This window comes from Streptomyces sp. NPDC055400 (assembly GCF_053644375.1).
Window position 1 is genome coordinate 57,016 of sequence record NZ_JBSHLM010000018.1, and the last position, 15,914, is coordinate 72,929.

Below are 15,914 nucleotides of genomic sequence, written 5' to 3' on the forward strand. Positions count from 1 at the left end.
CGGCACCGTCGCCCTGTACCGGACGTGCAACGGTTCGCCTGCCGCCCCGTCACCGCGCCGCGTGTCAGGAGTCGCTGACGTCCACGAGCCGCACCGTGCTGACGATCTTCCTGACCGTCGCGTCGGGCACCTCGCCCTTGACGCCCGTGGGCCCGAAGAACGACCAGGACGCGAAGTCGCCGTCGGCGTCCTTGAAGGCGAACACGGCGGCCTTGCCGTCGGAGGAGCACTTGCCGTGCTTCTTCTGCTCGACGCCCGTCGAAGAGGCGGTCACCAGGCTGCCGGTGAGGCCGGACGCGGTGGTGTACGACTCCGCCGGCTTCGTGGTGACGCTCTTCTTGTCGGGCTGCGAGTACGCGCCGTAGACCCACATCGTGGCGTCCTTGGTGGCGGCGTCCTCGGTGCTCTTGGCGCCGTTGTTGCCCCGCGACCCGGTCGCGCCGAGGGAGGACTCCTCCTCGTTGCCGTCCTTGTCGTCGTCGGACACGCACCACTTCTCGTCGAGGAACGCCGGGTTGCTCATGGCGATGAGCGGCTTCTCCTGCGGGTCGCCTTCCTTGGAGACCCAGTTGACCCAGCCGTTCGACTTCACCAGCCAGGTGGAGGGAACGTCGAACGCCATGCCGTGGTCGGCGTTCACCACGGTCTTCCAGCCGTCCACGGTGGGCTCGACACCGCCGCCCGCGCGCGGGTTGCCGGTCGCGCTCGGCGCGGCTGCCGAGGACTTCGTGGGACCGGGCCCGGCGTTGTCGTCCTTCTTGTCCTTGTCGCCGCCGAGGACGATGACCCCGGTGACCACGGACGCGACGACGACCGCGGCGGCGGCCACGACGGCGATGAGAGCCGCCCGTCCGCGCTTGGGGGGTTCGGGCGACGGCTGGGGTGAACCGGCGGGAATCGTGGGCGCGTTCCAGACCTGCTGCCCGGACGGCTGGGGATACGGGTTCGGCTGCTGGTACGGATTCGGTTGGCGGCCCTGCGGGTTCTGCTCGCCCCCGGGACCCTGCTCTCCTGGCCACATGGCGAGCAACGATAGAGCCACCGCCGGGCCGAGGATGGCCAAGGTCGCTACTCGTGGGTAACATCACGCCACATGAGCGCTGAACAGATGTCGATCGGCGAGATGCTCGCCGCCACCGTGCCGATGGCCCGGACCCTGAACCTCGAATTCCTCGAGACCACCCCGGAGAAGGCCGTCGTGGCCCTGCCGGACCAGAGCGAGTACCACAACCACGTCGGCGGCCCGCACGCCGGAGCGATGTTCACGCTCGGCGAGTCCGCGAGCGGCGCGATCGTCCTCGCCGCCTTCGGGGACCAGCTGTCGCGGGCGGTGCCGCTCGCGGTGCGCGCCGACATCGCGTACAAGAAGCTCGCCATGGGTCCCGTCACGGCGACGGCCACGCTCGGCCGCCCGGCCGCCGACGTGGTCGCCGAGCTCGACGCGGGGAAGCGCCCCGAGTTCCCGGTGGCGGTCGCGATCCAGCGCGCCGACGGTGCGGTGACGGGGGAGATGAGCGTCGTCTGGACCCTGCGCCCCAACGGCTGAGCCGAACATTTCCGTTACCTCCGAACGGGTAGGCTGCCTGGCGTGCGCACCCGGGGGAGCGCGCGCCGGGCACACGCCCACCGACACGGGAGGAATCGGCGTTGCACGTCCAGGAGTGGCTCGACACGGTACCGGCGGTCGCCATCTATGCCCTGGTGGCCGGGGTCATCGGCCTCGAGAGCCTGGGCATCCCGCTGCCGGGAGAGATCGTCCTGGTCTCGGCGGCGCTGCTGTCCTCCCAGCACGGTGACGTCAACCCGATCGTCCTGGGCGCCTGCGCCAGCGCGGGAGCCGTCATCGGCGACTCCATCGGATACGCCATCGGCCGCAAGGGCGGACGCCCCCTGCTGGCCTGGCTGGGCAAGAAGTTCCCGCGCCACTTCGGCGAGGCCCATGTCGCGACCGCCGAGCGCTCCTTCGAGAAGTGGGGCATGTGGGCGGTCTTCTTCGGCCGCTTCGTCGCCCTGCTGCGCATCTTCGCGGGCCCGCTCGCGGGTGTGCTGCACATGCCGTACTGGAAGTTCCTCATCGCGAACTTCCTCGGCGGTGTCATCTGGGCCGGCGGCACGACCGCCGTCATCTACTACATCGGCGTGGTCGCCGAGGACTGGCTCAAGCGGTTCTCGTACTACGGGCTCGGCGCGGCCGTGCTGATCGGCGTGGCCTCCATGCTGATCGTCAGGCGCAAGGCGAAGAAGGCGGCGGCCGAGGCGGAGCCGGTCCCGGCCGCCGACTGACCGGGCCGGTCAGCTGTCCTCGTGCGCCGCGCGGTGGGCCTTCGCCAGCTCCACGTAGAGCGTGCCGTTCAGGGTGATGCCCGCCCGCTCCTCCTCGGTCAGCGGGCGCTTCACCTTGGCGGGGACGCCGGCTACGAGTGAGCCCGGGGGGACCTGCATTCCCTGCGGGACGAGGGCTTGGGCGGCGACCAGGGAACCGGCGCCGATCACCGCGCCGTTGAGGACCGTGGCGCCCATGCCGACGAGGCAGTCGTCCTCGACGGTGCAGCCGTGCAGGACCGCGTTGTGCCCGACGGAGACCCGCTCGCCGACCGTCACCGGGAAGCCGGGGTCGACATGCACCGTGCAGTTGTCCTGGATGTTGCTGTCGGCGCCGAGCACGATCGGGCCGCAGTCCGCGCGCAGCACCGCGCCGTACCAGACACTCGCCCCGGCGTTCAGGGTGACCTCGCCGATCACGACCGAGGTCGGCGCGGCGAACGCCTCCGCATCAAGCTCCGGATCCTTGCCGCCGATCCCGGTGATGAGTGCCTGCTGGCCCATCGCTCTGTCTCCTCTTCGGTCTTCCGCACAGCCCGTGTCGCGCCAGAGCGAACCGTACGGGACGGCCCCGAGCGGGTGCCGCGTGGGGCGAAGATCACAGGCCAGGGCTCTGCGCGGTGGCACACGGCTGAGTAACGTGAGGCTGTGCCGAAGAACTGGAACGCGTTCTCATCCCGCGACTTCACCGGACGCCTGGCCCATCGCGCGGTGCAGGCGGGCTGGCGCCTGGCGCAGCGCGCGGGCGCGGTGACCGCGGCACATCCCGGCCGCTACCGGTTCGGGTCCCTCGGTCACGGCACCAAGCTGGCCTTCCCGCAGGGCACGGTCTTCGGCGAGCCCTGGATCCACCTCGGCGCGCACTGCATCATCGCTGAACAGGTCACCCTCACCGCGGGCCTGATGCCCGGCCTCGACCTCGGTTCCGAGCCGATCCTGCGCCTGGGCGACGGCGTCGTCCTCGGCCGCGGCAGCCATGTCATCGCCGACACGACGGTGACCATCGGCAGCGACTGCTACTTCGGGCCGTACGTCTACGTGACCTCGACCAACCACTCGTACGACGACCCGCACCAGCCCATCGGCAAGCAGTGGCCGCGCATGGAGCCGGTGGAGATCGGGCCCGGCTGCTGGATCGGCACCGGCGCGGTGATCCTGCCCGGCGCGCGGATCGGCCGGAACGTCGTGGTCGCCGCCGGTGCCGTCGTGCGCGGCGAGGTGCCGGACCACGCCGTGGTGGCCGGCGCGCCCGCCCGGGTCGTCCGGAGCTGGGACGAGGAGAACGGGTGGCAGCCGCCGCTGCGCACACCCGCCCCCGCCCCGATCCCCGAAGGCGTCACCCCCGAACAGCTCCTCGCGCTCGCCGACCTGGAAGAGCTCGAAGAGGGCGTACAACAGCCGGGCGCGAGCGCCTGAGACAGGCCCTGGTGACCTGAGTCGGAGATTCGGTGGCAGTATGCGGCGACGCAGGCACTGGGCCCTTTCGTCCGGATCAGGTCCTAACCTGTCGCCAGCAGCACCGTGCCCACCAGTGCGAGGCCCGCCCCCGCGGCCTGTACTCCGCGCAGCCGCTCGCCGAGGAAACCGCGCGCGGCCAGCGCCGTCACCACGGGGTAGAGCGAGGCGAGTACGGCGGCCACGGTGACCGGGCCCCGCTGTGCGGCCATCGCGTACGTGCCGTTGGCCGCGACGTCGGCGAGGCCCACGAACGCCAGCGCCGGGAGCGCCGACCGGACGACCTTCATTCTGCCGTCCTCGGGAAGCGCCCGGCCGCCGCGCCGCACGGACACGTACAGGGCCGTGCCGCCCGCCGCCACATTCGTCACCCGCTGCACGAAGAGCGCCAGGAAGAGTCCCGTCACGGTGGTCGAGGCCTCCGCGATCAGGGCCATCACCGCGCCGAAGCCGAACGCCGCGAGCAGCGTGAGCAGGACGGCCTGGCGCTGCACGGGCGCGCCCCTGAACTGCGGACCGCCGGCCAGGACGACCCCGGTGACGGCCACGCCGATGCCCGCGAACTGGAGCAGCCCCGGACGCTCCCCGAGCACCAGGCCGACGGCCACGGGGACGGTGACGCCGAGCGAGCCGAGCGGCGAGACGACGCCCATCGGGCCGAGGGCGAGGGCCTTGTAGAAGGCGAGCATGGCGACCGGGCCGACGAGACCGGCCGCGACCGCGAACCACAGCTGCGGACCCGCTTCGCTCCAGGCGCCGGTCGCGGCCACGATCGCGCCGAGTACCGCGACGGCGATGCCCTGCGAGACCACCACGACCGTGAGCGCGGGCGTTCGCCGGGTGAGGAGCCCTCCGCCGAAGTCGGCCAGGCCCCACAGGAGGCTGGTGGCCAGGGCGAAGAGTGCTGTCATGGTCTGCCTCGCAGTACAGTGTGGTGAACATCGGTGAATGCTTTGTTGCACCACAGGTTAGTTCAATGAATTGAACTCTGTCATCCATAATATTGGACGGAATGTGTCGGACCTCGATCTGCTGACCCAGTCCCTCGGCCGCAACGTCAAGCGCTGGCGCACCGAGCGGGGCTTCACCCTGGACGGTCTCGCCACCCGCGCCGGAGTCAGCCGCGGCATGCTCATCCAGATCGAGCAGGCCCGCACCAACCCCAGCATCGGCACCGTCGTCAAGATCGGTGACGCGCTCGGCATCAGCATCACCACCCTGCTCGACTACGAACAGGGCCCGAAGGTCCGCATCGTCCCGCCCGAGCAGGCCGTGCGCCTGTGGAGCACGGAAGGCGGCAGCTACAACCGCCTGCTCGCCGGGACCGAGGCCCCCGGCCCCCTGGAGATGTGGGACTGGCGCCTGGAGCCGGGCGACGGCAGCGGCTCCGACCCCCACCCCGCGGGCACCGTCGAGCTGCTCCATGTGACGGCCGGGGAGCTGACCCTGGTCGTGGACGGCGCCGAGTACCGCGTGCCCGCCGGATCCAGCGTCTCGTTCGAGGCCGACTCCTCGCACACGTACCGCAACGACGGCACCGAGGTGATGGAGATGACCATGGCCGTATCGGTGCCGCCCGTACGCTGAGACGCCCGACTCGCCCGCTCCGGACGGCTGTTAGCGTGCCGACATGCGCGCACCCATCGGAAATTTCGACCACGTCCGCCCCGCTCCCGAAGCGCTCGACCTGCTCACGGACCCGGTGGCCGACGCCGTACGCAACTGGCACGGCACGGTCCCGGCGGAGCAGCTGATCCACGTCGACACCGAGCCCGAGTGGGCGGACACGGCCACGTTCGTCGAGCACTACGGCCCCGAGCTGCTCCAGGACTCCGCGAACTGCGTCGTCGTCGCGGGCAAGCGCGGCGGTGAGACGACGCTCGCCGCCTGCCTGGTCCTCTCCGGAACCCGCGTCGACGTCAATGGCGTCGTGCGGCGTCAACTGGGCGCCCGTAAGGCGTCGTTCGCCCCGATGGAGACGGCCACCGGGGCCACCGGCATGGAGTACGGCGGCATCACCCCGGTCGGGCTTCCCGCCGACTGGCCGCTCCTCGTGGACGCGGCGGTCGTCGACCGGCCGCACGTCCTGGTCGGCAGCGGAACGCGCCGCGGCAAGCTCATCGTGCCCGGCAAGGCGTTCCTCGACCTGCCCGGCGCGGTCGTCCTCGAAGGGCTCGGCGTGAACTGATCCGCCCGCCGGTGAACGAACCCGGAGGCCGCCGCGTCTGAGGAGCGGTTCCGCGCAGAGGCGCGGGGCAGGGGCTCGGAAGCGGATGGGGCGAGGAATGAGAATCCGGACGGCGGTCGTGCTGGTGGCGGCGTTGGTGTCGCTGGTCTCCGTGGCGGCCTGCGATACGGGCACACCGGTCCCCGAGGACCTGGTGGTGACCGGATCCTCGCCGGCCGCCCCCTACCGCGGTCCGCTCAAGGCGAAGGCGCCCGACATCGACGGTGACGACGACAACGTCCAGGGCGGGGGTGCCTCCGTCCGCGCCCTCGAATGCGTGGGCAAGCCGTACCAGGGCGGCGGCGGGGACGACGGCTGGGGCGCGTCGGACGGCGCGGACTCGCCGGACCAGGCCCTGAGCGCCCTCGTGGCCGACGAGTTCTCCCGGTCCCTGCCGCGCCGTGGCTATCGCGTCGAGCGCGAGGCGGGCCGCCGCGTCCTTTACTCGTACGACGTCGGGGGTCGCACCCGCGTCGCCGTGATCGTCGCCAAGGACCTGCCGCGCAGGCCGGGCTGGGGTCTGGAGACGTACGCCCAGTGCGACCCGTCCGAATTCGCCCGACGGGACCGTGCGCACCTCGACATCCGGGTGTGGGCGGACCGTACGGGGCGACCGGCCCCCGCGTCCGAGATCTTCAGCACGGCCGGCCCCGAGCACTGCGACTGGCAGTCGGCGGAGTTCCTCCACCTCGGCGACCGGCAGTACCTGCGGGACCCCGAACACTCGCTGCCCCGCGAACTCCTGCACTCCTCGTACGGGCCGAAGACGCGGCTGCCCGAGGGGGCCACGGACACCGGATACCGCGACGGCCGGCGCCAACTGTGGCTCTCCGCCGACAAGTCGGACGCGTATGTGCGCACCGGGAGCGCTGTGGAGCGGTGGCCGGGAGCGATCGAGCCGATCGCGTGCAAGTGAGTACGGGGACGCTCGGGCTGGAGCGCTTCAGCGCAGGCGCGGGATCTCGATCGCCGGGCACGTGTCCATGACCATGGCGAGGCCCGCCTCGCGCGTGCGGTCGTACGCCGCCTCGTCGATCACGCCGAGCTGGAACCAGACCGCTTCCGCGCCGATCGCGCGGGCCTCGTCGGCCACCTGGCCCGCGAGGTGGGAGTTGACGAAGACGTCGACCACGTCGACCTTGAACGGGATCTCGTCGAGGGACGCGTAGCCCTGTTCGCCGTGGACCGTCTCGGCCTTCGGGTGGACCGGGACGACACGCTTGCCGAAGCGCTGGAGGACCTCGGCGACGCCGTACGCGGCGCGCGCCCTGTTCGAGGAGAGGCCCACGACCGCCCAGGTGTCACCGAGCTCCGTGAGGATCCTGCGGACCGTCTCCTGATCGCCGTACATGCGCTGCCTCCTGAGGTCGACGGGCGTTCTTCGTGCTCAACAGGGCGGTGCCCTGCGGGATTCCCCCGGGACGGGGTCACAGGAACGTGGCCGCGTGCAGGATGCGGATCATGGTCACCGCCGAGTTCGCCGACGACATCGCCGACGCGGCTGTGCCCACGGCCGCCGCCCAGGCCGCGAGACCGATCCCCGTGCCGACCGGTGGCCAGCGGTGCGCCGTAGGGGCCGGGCGCAGGAGGGCCGCGACCCGGCGGGGAACCGGGCCGGGCGCCGCGAGGCCCGCAAGGGTGGGGGCCGGCGCGGCGCGCGGGACGAGGGCGGCCTTGCCGATCGCGCGGGCCACCGCGCGTCGGTCGTGCACGGAGCGCGCCGCGTCCTCGTCGGCCCACCGCTCCGTCGAGTACGCCACCGCCGTGCGCAGCGGCAGCAGGAACGGATTGGCCCGCGCCGCCAACTGCGCCACCAGCAGATGGCGATGGTGCCGGGCGGCCAGATGGGCCCGCTCGTGCGCGAACAGCGCCCTGCGCTCAGGCCCGGTGAGGACGGCGAGCAGCCCGGTCGTGACCACCACCCGGTCGCGGTCGCCACCGGGCAGCGCGTACGCGTACGGCTCCGTGTCCGGCACGACCGCGACGCCCGGCGCGCGAAGGCCGGCGAGCGCCCGCCTGGCCCGGCGCCGCACCAAGTGGTGCCGGACGACGACCCGCGTACAGACCACGAGCACGGCGGCGAGGGCGGGGATCGCGGCCCTGCCCGCCACCTCGTCGTGCGGCACGGCCGCCCGCACTTCGGGGTCCGACCAGCCGTCGGGGAGCGGATTCCCGGGCAGTTGGGCCGTGCCGACGACCATGAGAAGCGCCAGGCACAGCGTGCTGCACGAGGCCATCACTCCCGTGACGGCCGTCAGGAGACGGGTCGCGGTGCGCGGGTGGAGATGCAGCTCGGCCAGGCGCGCCACGGGCCACGCCGTCAGCGGCAGCACCAGCGGCAGGAAGACGAAGACGCCCATCGCCCGGCTCAGCCTTCGCCGGGGCCGGGGGCCGCGTCCGGCCGTTCCGCCTGTTCGAGGAGGTCCCGCAGGAGTTGTTCGTCGCCCGGCGGCAGCGCGGTGACGAAGCGTGCGAGGACCGCCTCGCGGTTCGTCTCGCCGTCGAGCACCTTGCGCATCCGCAGGGCGGCGAGCCCCGCCCCGTCGGCGGCCGGTGTCCACACGAAGGAGCGGCCGTCGCGGGCGCGGGTCACCGCGCTCTTCGCGAGGAGGCGCGTCAGGATCGTCACCACGGTCGTGTAGGCGAGGTCGCCGCCGATCCGCTCCTGGACCCACGCCGCCGGCACGGGGCCCGGAGCTTCGCACAGCGCCGTGAGGACCTGGGCCTCCAGCTCGCCCTGGCCCCGGCGCCGCGGCCGCCGGCCCTCGTGTCCGTCCCGCGTCATGTCCCTCGCCCTCCGTCCCGGCCGTCGCCCGCACGTGGGCGCCACATCCTATTCCGGAGTGCCGCGCGCGCAGGTCAGCCCACGTGGACGCGGGGCCGCAGGGCGGGGTCGGGCTCGGCGCGGCGCAGCACCTCGCGGGTGACCGGCGCGACCTCGCCGTCGCCGAACACCAGGAAGCGCAGCAGATGGCTGACGGGGTGGCCCTCGGTCCAGTTGAAGTACGCGTGCGGCACCTCGCCCGTGCGGGTCCGCAGGCTCATCAGGACGGCCGCGATGGTGTTCGGCACGCCCGCGCCCTGGACGCGCAGGCGGCGTACGCCGTGCTTCTCGTCGCCACGGACCTCCACCGGCGCGGTGAAGTCCGACGAGTCGTGGACGAAGACCTCCAGGAACAGGACGGGCCGCCCGTCCGGGATGTGGGTCTGCTCGCGCTGGCTGTACTCCTTGGCGCGGTACTCGGCCTTCGAGTGTTCGTCGGGCTCGTTCGCGATGATCCGCAGCGGGCCGTGGCCCGCGGCCTCGTCGATGATCCGCGCCGCCGTCGCGTCGAACGTGACGTCGCCCGCCCGCAGTTCGAACGCGCGGTGCACGCGCGACGCGAACGAGGTGAGAAGGATGCCGACGATGAAGAGGAGGGCGATCTTGATGCCGTCGGGCCGCTCGATGACGTTCGTGACGAGCGTGTACCCGAATACGGCGGTGATCGCCCCGAAGCCGATGGTCGCGGCCCGGCGCCCGCGCGAGCGCACCGCGACCGTCGAGGCGAACGACGCCGACAGCATCAGGACCAGGACACCGGTCGCGTACGCGCCGCTCTGGTCGTCGACGTTCGCGTTGAACCAGAGCGTGATGAAGACCGCGATCGCCATGAAGAGGAGCACCAGCGGGCGGACGGCGCGCGTCCACTCCGGGGCCATGCCGTAGCGCGGCAGATAGCGCGGCACGAGGTTGAGGAGCCCCGCGAGTGCGGAGGCGCCGGCGAACCACAGGATGGCGATGGTGGAGACGTCGTACACGGTGCCGAAGCCCTCGCCCAGGTAATGGTGCGCGAGGAACGCGAGGGCGCGGCCGTTGGCCGGGCCGCCGCTCTGATACGCGGACTGGGGGATGAGGATCGTCGTCGCGAGGCTGGAGAGCAGCAGGAAACCGCTCATGATCAGCGCGGCCGTGGTGAGCAGCTTGCGGGTGTCCCGCACCCGTCCCGCGGGCCGCGCGTACGTGTCCGTGGCGTCGCCGCGTACCTGGGGCATCACGGCGACGCCCGTCTCGAAGCCGGACATGCCGAGCGCCAGCTTCGGGAAGACGAGGAGCGCCACGCCGATCATCGCGACCGGCGAGGAGTGCGCGGCGGTCATGGCGTCCCACCAGTTGCCGATCTTCACCGGCTCGGTCAGGACGTGCCAGGCGGCGGTCATGAGGACGACGACGTTCAGTAGGAGATAGAGGGCGACGAGCACGACCGCCACCCGTATCGCCTCACGGAATCCCTTGAGGAACACCGCGCCGAGGCCCGCCACCAGGAACAGCGTGATCCAGGTGTTCGCGCCGTCGAGCGAGGCGGGCGCGAAGGGGTTCTCGACGACGTGTGCCGCGGCGTCGGCCGCCGACAGCGTGATCGTGATCATGAAGTCCGTGGCGGCGAACCCGAGCAGCACGAGGACGAACAGCTTCCCCGCCCACCACGGAAGGAGCCGTTCCAGCATCGCGATGGAACCCTCGCCGTGCGGGGACTCCTTGGCGACGCGGCGGTAGACCGGCAGCGCGCCGCCGAGCGTGAGCGCGATCAGGACCAGGGTGGCCAGCGGGGAGAGCAGACCCGCGGCGAGGGCGGCGATGCCCGGCTGGTAGCCGAGGGTCGAGAAGTAGTCCACGCCCGTGAGGCACATCACCCGCCACCAGGTGTGCCCCTTGTGCTCGGCCGGCGGCGTGCCGTGCGGTCCCGGATGCCGGGCCGTCGTCTCGCTCAGACCTTCGAGGAGCCAGGACCGCCATCGTGGGGACGGCGGCCGGACGGCCGTGCTTTCGGCGCGTTCGGCCTGCGTGCCGGTCATGGGCGGAACTGCTTTCTGTCGTGCCGGTACGGACCATGAGGGTGCATCCGCGCAGGAAGCCGCAGGAAGCGGCAGGACGGAACGCCCCGCGACCGCTGCGACGACGAGCGAGTATTCACCACCGCGTGACCCGGTCGACGGGCGGGGGCGAGCGAACCCCGGCACGCGGCATACGCTGGCCGGATGCAGGACGAGTACCGCACCGTGGCCCGTGAGGGCGTGCACGAGACCGAGATCAACCGCTCCCGGTTCCTGTGCGCGCTCGCGCCCGCGGCCACCGAGCGCGAGGCCCAGGACTTCGTCGCGCGCATCCGCAAGGAGCACCCCACCGCGTCCCACAACTGCTACGCGTACGTCATCGGCGCCGACGCCTCCGTGCAGAAGGCGAGCGACGACGGCGAACCGGGCGGCACGGCGGGCGTCCCCATGCTCCAGATGCTCACGCGCCGCGAGATGCGGTACGTCGTCGCCGTCGTGACCCGCTACTACGGAGGCGTGAAACTCGGCGCGGGCGGCCTCATCCGCGCCTACGGAGGAGCGGTCGGCGAGGCGCTCGACGCGCTGGGCACCCTCACCCGCCGCCGCTTCCGGCTCGCCACCGTCACCGTCGACCACCAGCGCGCCGGCAAGGTGCAGAACGATCTGCGGTCCACGGGACGTGAGGTGCGTGACGTCCATTACGGGGAGGCGGTGACGATCGAGATCGGTCTGCCGGACGCCGACGTGGACGCGTTCCGCGCGTGGCTGGCCGATGTCACCGCCGGCACCGCGGAGTTCGAGCCCGGGGGAGAGGCGTACGGGGACGCGTGACCGGCACCGGCGGGCGGGACGCGTGCGCGGCGGAGCAGGTGCCGATACGCCAGTAGCCGCCCGTGATGTCCGACCCGCCCGTTAGTCTCGGGGATCATGAGGCTGCTGCACACTTCCGACTGGCATCTCGGCCGGGCGTTCCACCGGGTGAACATGCTCGGCGCCCAGGCCGAGTTCATCGGTCACCTGGTCGCGACGGTCCGTGAGCGGGACGTCGACGCGGTGGTCGTGTCGGGCGACGTGTACGACCGCGCGGTGCCGCCTCTCGCCGCGGTCGAGCTGTTCGACGACGCCCTGCACCGCCTCGCCGAGCAAGGCATCCCCACGGTGATGATCTCCGGGAACCACGACTCGGCGCGCCGTCTCGGTGTCGGCGCCGGGCTCATCGGCCGCGCCGGCATCCACCTGCGCACCGACCCCGGCGCCTGCGCGATCCCCGTCCTGATCCCCGACGCCACGGGTGACGTGGCCTTCTACGGACTGCCCTATCTCGAACCGGCGCTGGTGAAGGACGAGTTCGCGGTGTCGAAGCCGGGCCACGAGACCGTCCTGGCCGCCGCCATGGACCGGGTGCGGGCCGATCTCGCCGAGCGCCCGGCAGGCACCCGGTCCGTCGTCCTCGCGCACGCCTTCGTCACCGGCGGCGAGGCCAGCGACAGCGAGCGCGACATCACTGTCGGCGGAGTCGCCGCCGTCCCCGCCGGCGTCTTCGACGGCGTCGACTATGTGGCGCTCGGCCATCTGCACGGCAGCCAGGTCATCTCCGATTGCGTGCGCTACTCCGGCTCGCCGCTCCCGTACTCCTTCTCCGAGGCCGACCACCGCAAGAGCATGTGGCTCGTCGACCTGGACGCGGACGGCTTCGCGGCCGCCGAGCGCGTCGACTGCCCGGTCCCCAGACCGCTCGCCCGGATCCGCGGGGACCTCGCGGACCTGCTCGCGCGCCCGGACCTCGCCCCGCACGAGGAGGCGTGGGTCGAGGCCACGCTCACCGACCCGGTCAGGCCCGACGACCCCATGGCCCGGCTCACCGAGCGCTTCCCGCACACCCTCAGCCTCGCCTTCGACCCGCAGCGCGCCCCCGAGGACCCCGACGTCTCGTACGCGCAGCGGCTCAAGGGGCGCGACGACCAGCAGATCGCGGAGGACTTCGTTTCCCACGTGCGCGGCGCCGGACCCGACGAGCGCGAGCGCGCCGTCCTGCGTGAGGCGCTCGACGCCGTACGCATCGACGACACCCGGCGCGAGGTCGCCCGATGAGGCTCCACCGGCTGCGGATCACCGCCTTCGGACCCTTCGGCGCAAGCCAGGAAGTCGACTTCGACGCTCTGTCGTCGGCGGGCCTCTTCCTGCTCCACGGCCCGACGGGCGCCGGGAAGACCTCCGTCCTCGACGCCGTCTGCTACGCCCTGTACGGCTCGGTGCCCGGCGCCCGGCAGGGCGGCGGCCAGGGCACGTCCCTGCGCAGCGACCACGCCGCGATCGGTACGCGCACCGAGGTCGCCCTCGACCTCACCGTCGCGGGCCGCCGCCTGGAGCTGACCCGGCAGCCCCCGTGGGAGCGCCCCAAGAAGCGTGGCACGGGCACCACCACGGACAAGGCCCAGAGCTGGCTGCGCGAGTACGACGCCACGGCGGGCACCTGGAAGGACCTCAGCCGCTCCCACCAGGAGATCGGCGAGGAGATCAGCCAGCTCCTCGGCATGAGCAAGGAACAGTTCTGCCAGGTCGTCCTGCTGCCGCAGGGGGACTTCGCGCGGTTCCTGCGGGCCGACGCCGAAGCCCGCGGCAAGCTCCTCGGCAGGCTCTTCGACACCCGGCGCTTCGCCGCGGCCGAGCAGCGGCTCGCCGAGCGGCGCCGCGCCGCCGAGAGCGAAGTGCGGGCGGCGGATGCCGAGTTGCTGGCCGACGCCCACCGTATGCAGCAGGCCGCGGGGAACATCGTCGAACTGCCCGCCACCGACGCCGCGCCCGGCGACCCCGGGCTCGCCGACTCCGTCCTCACCTGGGCCGCCGTCGCCCGCTCCACCACCCGCGAGCGGCTCACCGCCCTGCACCTCGCGCTGACCGCCGCCGACGCGGCCCGCACCGAGGCGCAGCGCGACCTGGCCGGCGTACAGGAAGTGCAGCGGCTGCAGCGGCGGTTCGATGAGGCGCGGGAGCGGGCCGCTCGGCTCGACGAGCGTGCCGACGAGCACCGGCGGGTCCAGGAGCGCATGGCGTGGGGTCGCAAGGCCGAGGCCGTCGCCCCCGCACTCGCGCTGCGCGAGGCCGCGGAAACCGAACACCGCAGGGCCACGAGCGAGGACATACGCGCGCGTGCCGCGCTGCCCGAGTCGTACGACGGCGCCGGCGCGGCGGGCCTCGCCGCCGCCGCGCGGAAGGCGGCCGAGGAGCTGGGCGGCCTGGAGTCCGCCCGGCGCGCCGAGCTGCGCCTGACGGAACTCGCCGGGCAGCGCCACGCACTCGACCGCGAGGAGCGCGCCGACGACGAGCTGCTCCAGGACGCGGCGAGCTGGCTCGACGGCTGGGACAGCGCCCGGGCCGCGCTCCAGGAAGCCGTCGAGTCCGCGCAGGACGCCGCGACGCGCGCCGAGCACCTGGCGGGTCAACTGGAGCCCGCGCGGCAGAAGCTGGAGGCCGCCCGGCGCCGCGACCGGCTCACCGGCGAGGCCGCCGACGCCCGGACCCGCACCCTGCGCGCCCGTGAGGACGCCGCGAAAGCCCATGAGCACTGGCTCGGCCTCAAGGAACAGCGGCTGAACGGGATCGCGGCCGAGCTGGCCGCGCAGCTCGTCCCCGGCGAGAGCTGCGCGGTGTGCGGGTCCACCGACCACCCCGACCCCATGCGCAAGACCGCGGAGCACGTGGGCCGCGACGCCGAGGAGTCCGCCCTCGCCGCGTACCGCCGCGCGGACGACGCGCGCACCGCGCAGGAGAGCCGGCTCGCCGCAGTGCGCGAGTCACTCGCCGCCGCGACGGCCGCCGCCGGAGAGGCATCCGCCCTGGAACTCGCCGATGCTGCCGACGAGTTGCGCGCGCGACACGCCGAGGCGCGCGGCCTCGCCTCCGGGCTGCACGCCGCGCGTGAGGCCCTCGGTCAGGCCGAGGGCGAGCACGACCGCAGACTCGCCGCGCAGCAGGAAGCCGCACGTCGCGCCGTCGCCCGCGCCACCTTGCGCGAGAGCGTCGACCGCGAACAGGGCGTCCTGGAGCGCGAGTTGGCGCAGGCGCGTGGGGCGGAGGCCAGTGTCGGCGCGCGCGCCGCGCAGCTGGAGCGCCTGGCGGCGCAGCTCACGGCCGCCGCGGATGCGGCCCGCGCCGCCGACGACTGTGCCAAGCGGCTCAAGGACGCCGACGCGCGACTCGCCGACGCGGCGTTCCGCGCCGGGTTCGACACGCCGGAGGCGGCCGGCGCCGCCCTCCTGGACGACGCCCAGCATCGGGAGCTGCAGCACAGGCTCGACGCCCGCCAGTCCGAGGAGGCCGCGGTGCGCGCCGTGCTCGCCGAGGACGACACCGCGGCAGCGGCCCGGCAGGCGCCCGCCGATGTGACCGCGGCGCGGAATGCCGTCGAGGCGGCCGACCGACGGGTGCGCGAGGCGGCCTCCGCGCGCGACGACGCGGCCCGCCGCTGCACCGAGATCGACCGGCTCTCGGCCCGCTGCGCCACGGCAGTACGACGGCTCGCGCCGCTGCGCGCCGCGTACGACCGCGTGGCGCGCATGGCAGGCCTCGCCGCCGGGACGTCCGCGGACAACGAGCGCAAGATGCGCCTGGAGTCCTATGTGCTCGCGGCCCGGCTCGAACAGGTCGCGGCAGCCGCGACCGCGCGGCTGGCCCGCATGTCGTCGGGCCGCTACACGCTCGTGCACTCCGACGGCCGTTCCGGGCGCGGCCGTTCGGGCCTCGGCCTGCATGTCGTCGACGCGTGGACGGGGCGCGAACGGGACACGGCGACACTCTCCGGCGGCGAGACGTTCTTCGCGTCGCTCGCCTTGGCCCTCGGCCTCGCGGACGTCGTCACGGACGAGGCGGGCGGCGTCCGCCTCGACACCCTCTTCATCGACGAGGGCTTCGGCAGCCTCGACGACCAGACCCTGGACGAGGTGCTCGACGTCCTGGACTCCCTGCGCGAGCGGGACCGCAGCGTCGGCATCGTCAGCCACGTCGCCGACCTGCGGCGCCGGGTGCACGCGCAGCTGGAGATCGTGAAGGGGCGGTCGGGTTCGGTCGTACGGCAGCAGATCTGAGCCCGGCCGTG

The 15,914-nt window shown here is 73.0% G+C and carries 16 protein-coding genes; 9 read left to right on the forward strand and 7 right to left on the reverse strand.

The genetic code is table 11. The features are described 5' to 3' along the window. Positions 1–64: 64 nt before the first annotated feature. Positions 65–1,021: a hypothetical protein gene (locus tag ACWIGU_RS36790; RefSeq protein ID WP_454406009.1), complete on the reverse strand. Its 957-nt coding sequence runs from the start codon at positions 1,019–1,021 to the stop codon at positions 65–67. 87 nt (positions 1,022–1,108) lie between these two features. Here ACWIGU_RS36790 and ACWIGU_RS36795 point away from each other — a divergent pair, with 87 nt between their 5' ends. Together ACWIGU_RS36795 and ACWIGU_RS36800 are read left to right on the forward strand one after the other, a co-directional pair. Continuing rightward, positions 1,109–1,546 carry a DUF4442 domain-containing protein gene (locus tag ACWIGU_RS36795; protein WP_454406183.1) on the forward strand — a complete coding sequence of 146 codons (438 nt, stop codon included), beginning with the start codon at positions 1,109–1,111 and terminating at the stop codon, positions 1,544–1,546. A gap of 101 nt (positions 1,547–1,647) precedes the next feature. Continuing rightward, complete coding sequence (locus tag ACWIGU_RS36800; protein ID WP_454406010.1) at positions 1,648–2,283, forward strand: DedA family protein; 636 nt, start codon at positions 1,648–1,650, stop codon at positions 2,281–2,283. A gap of 9 nt (positions 2,284–2,292) precedes the next feature. On the opposite strand, the gene ACWIGU_RS36805 is transcribed toward ACWIGU_RS36800, so the two are convergent. Beyond that, positions 2,293–2,826 carry a gamma carbonic anhydrase family protein gene (locus ACWIGU_RS36805; RefSeq protein WP_454406011.1) on the reverse strand — a complete coding sequence of 178 codons (534 nt, stop codon included), beginning with the start codon at positions 2,824–2,826 and terminating at the stop codon, positions 2,293–2,295. A gap of 144 nt (positions 2,827–2,970) precedes the next feature. On the opposite strand from ACWIGU_RS36805, the gene ACWIGU_RS36810 reads away from it, so the two are divergent. After that, complete coding sequence (locus tag ACWIGU_RS36810) at positions 2,971–3,738, forward strand: acyltransferase (RefSeq protein WP_454406012.1); 768 nt, start codon at positions 2,971–2,973, stop codon at positions 3,736–3,738. Between the two features lie 83 nt (positions 3,739–3,821). Here ACWIGU_RS36810 and ACWIGU_RS36815 read toward each other — a convergent pair whose 3' ends face one another. Next, complete coding sequence (locus ACWIGU_RS36815; RefSeq protein WP_454406013.1) at positions 3,822–4,688, reverse strand: EamA family transporter; 867 nt, start codon at positions 4,686–4,688, stop codon at positions 3,822–3,824. Positions 4,689–4,791: 103 nt separating this feature from the next. On the opposite strand from ACWIGU_RS36815, the gene ACWIGU_RS36820 reads away from it, so the two are divergent. The 3 genes from ACWIGU_RS36820 to ACWIGU_RS36830 all read left to right on the forward strand — a co-directional run bounded on the left by ACWIGU_RS36820 (position 4,792) and on the right by ACWIGU_RS36830 (position 6,920). Continuing rightward, positions 4,792–5,364 carry a helix-turn-helix domain-containing protein gene (locus ACWIGU_RS36820; RefSeq protein WP_356286661.1) on the forward strand — a complete coding sequence of 191 codons (573 nt, stop codon included), beginning with the start codon at positions 4,792–4,794 and terminating at the stop codon, positions 5,362–5,364. Positions 5,365–5,407: 43 nt separating this feature from the next. Next, a complete protein-coding gene (locus ACWIGU_RS36825; RefSeq protein ID WP_454406014.1) occupies positions 5,408–5,965 on the forward strand; it encodes a YbaK/EbsC family protein in 558 nt (185 codons plus the stop codon). 97 nt (positions 5,966–6,062) lie between these two features. Then, entirely contained in the window at positions 6,063–6,920 is an 858-nt protein-coding gene (locus ACWIGU_RS36830) for a hypothetical protein (RefSeq protein WP_454406015.1), read from the forward strand. A 27-nt stretch (positions 6,921–6,947) separates the two neighbouring features. On the opposite strand, the gene ACWIGU_RS36835 is transcribed toward ACWIGU_RS36830, so the two are convergent. The 4 genes from ACWIGU_RS36835 to ACWIGU_RS36850 form a co-directional block, all read right to left on the reverse strand. After that, the gene (locus tag ACWIGU_RS36835; RefSeq protein ID WP_454406016.1) at positions 6,948–7,355 is read right to left on the reverse strand and encodes a CoA-binding protein; all 408 of its coding nucleotides are present in this window, start codon (positions 7,353–7,355) and stop codon (positions 6,948–6,950) included. Positions 7,356–7,431: 76 nt separating this feature from the next. Further along, a complete protein-coding gene (locus ACWIGU_RS36840) occupies positions 7,432–8,364 on the reverse strand; it encodes a M56 family metallopeptidase (RefSeq protein WP_454406017.1) in 933 nt (310 codons plus the stop codon). Between the two features lie 8 nt (positions 8,365–8,372). After that, entirely contained in the window at positions 8,373–8,789 is a 417-nt protein-coding gene (locus ACWIGU_RS36845) for a BlaI/MecI/CopY family transcriptional regulator (RefSeq protein WP_454406018.1), read from the reverse strand. Positions 8,790–8,863: 74 nt separating this feature from the next. Beyond that, positions 8,864–10,840 carry an amino acid transporter gene (locus ACWIGU_RS36850; RefSeq protein WP_454406020.1) on the reverse strand — a complete coding sequence of 659 codons (1,977 nt, stop codon included), beginning with the start codon at positions 10,838–10,840 and terminating at the stop codon, positions 8,864–8,866. Positions 10,841–11,023: 183 nt separating this feature from the next. Here ACWIGU_RS36850 and ACWIGU_RS36855 point away from each other — a divergent pair, with 183 nt between their 5' ends. From ACWIGU_RS36855 to ACWIGU_RS36865, 3 genes are all read left to right on the forward strand, one after another. Next, entirely contained in the window at positions 11,024–11,650 is a 627-nt protein-coding gene (locus ACWIGU_RS36855) for a YigZ family protein (RefSeq protein WP_454406021.1), read from the forward strand. A gap of 96 nt (positions 11,651–11,746) precedes the next feature. After that, positions 11,747–12,910: an exonuclease SbcCD subunit D gene (locus tag ACWIGU_RS36860; RefSeq protein ID WP_454406022.1), complete on the forward strand. Its 1,164-nt coding sequence runs from the start codon at positions 11,747–11,749 to the stop codon at positions 12,908–12,910. Further along, positions 12,907–15,903, forward strand: coding sequence for an AAA family ATPase (locus ACWIGU_RS36865; protein WP_454406023.1), 2,997 nt, complete (start codon positions 12,907–12,909; stop codon positions 15,901–15,903). Before ACWIGU_RS36860 ends, ACWIGU_RS36865 begins: the two co-directional genes overlap by 4 nt. Positions 15,904–15,914: the final 11 nt, after the last annotated feature.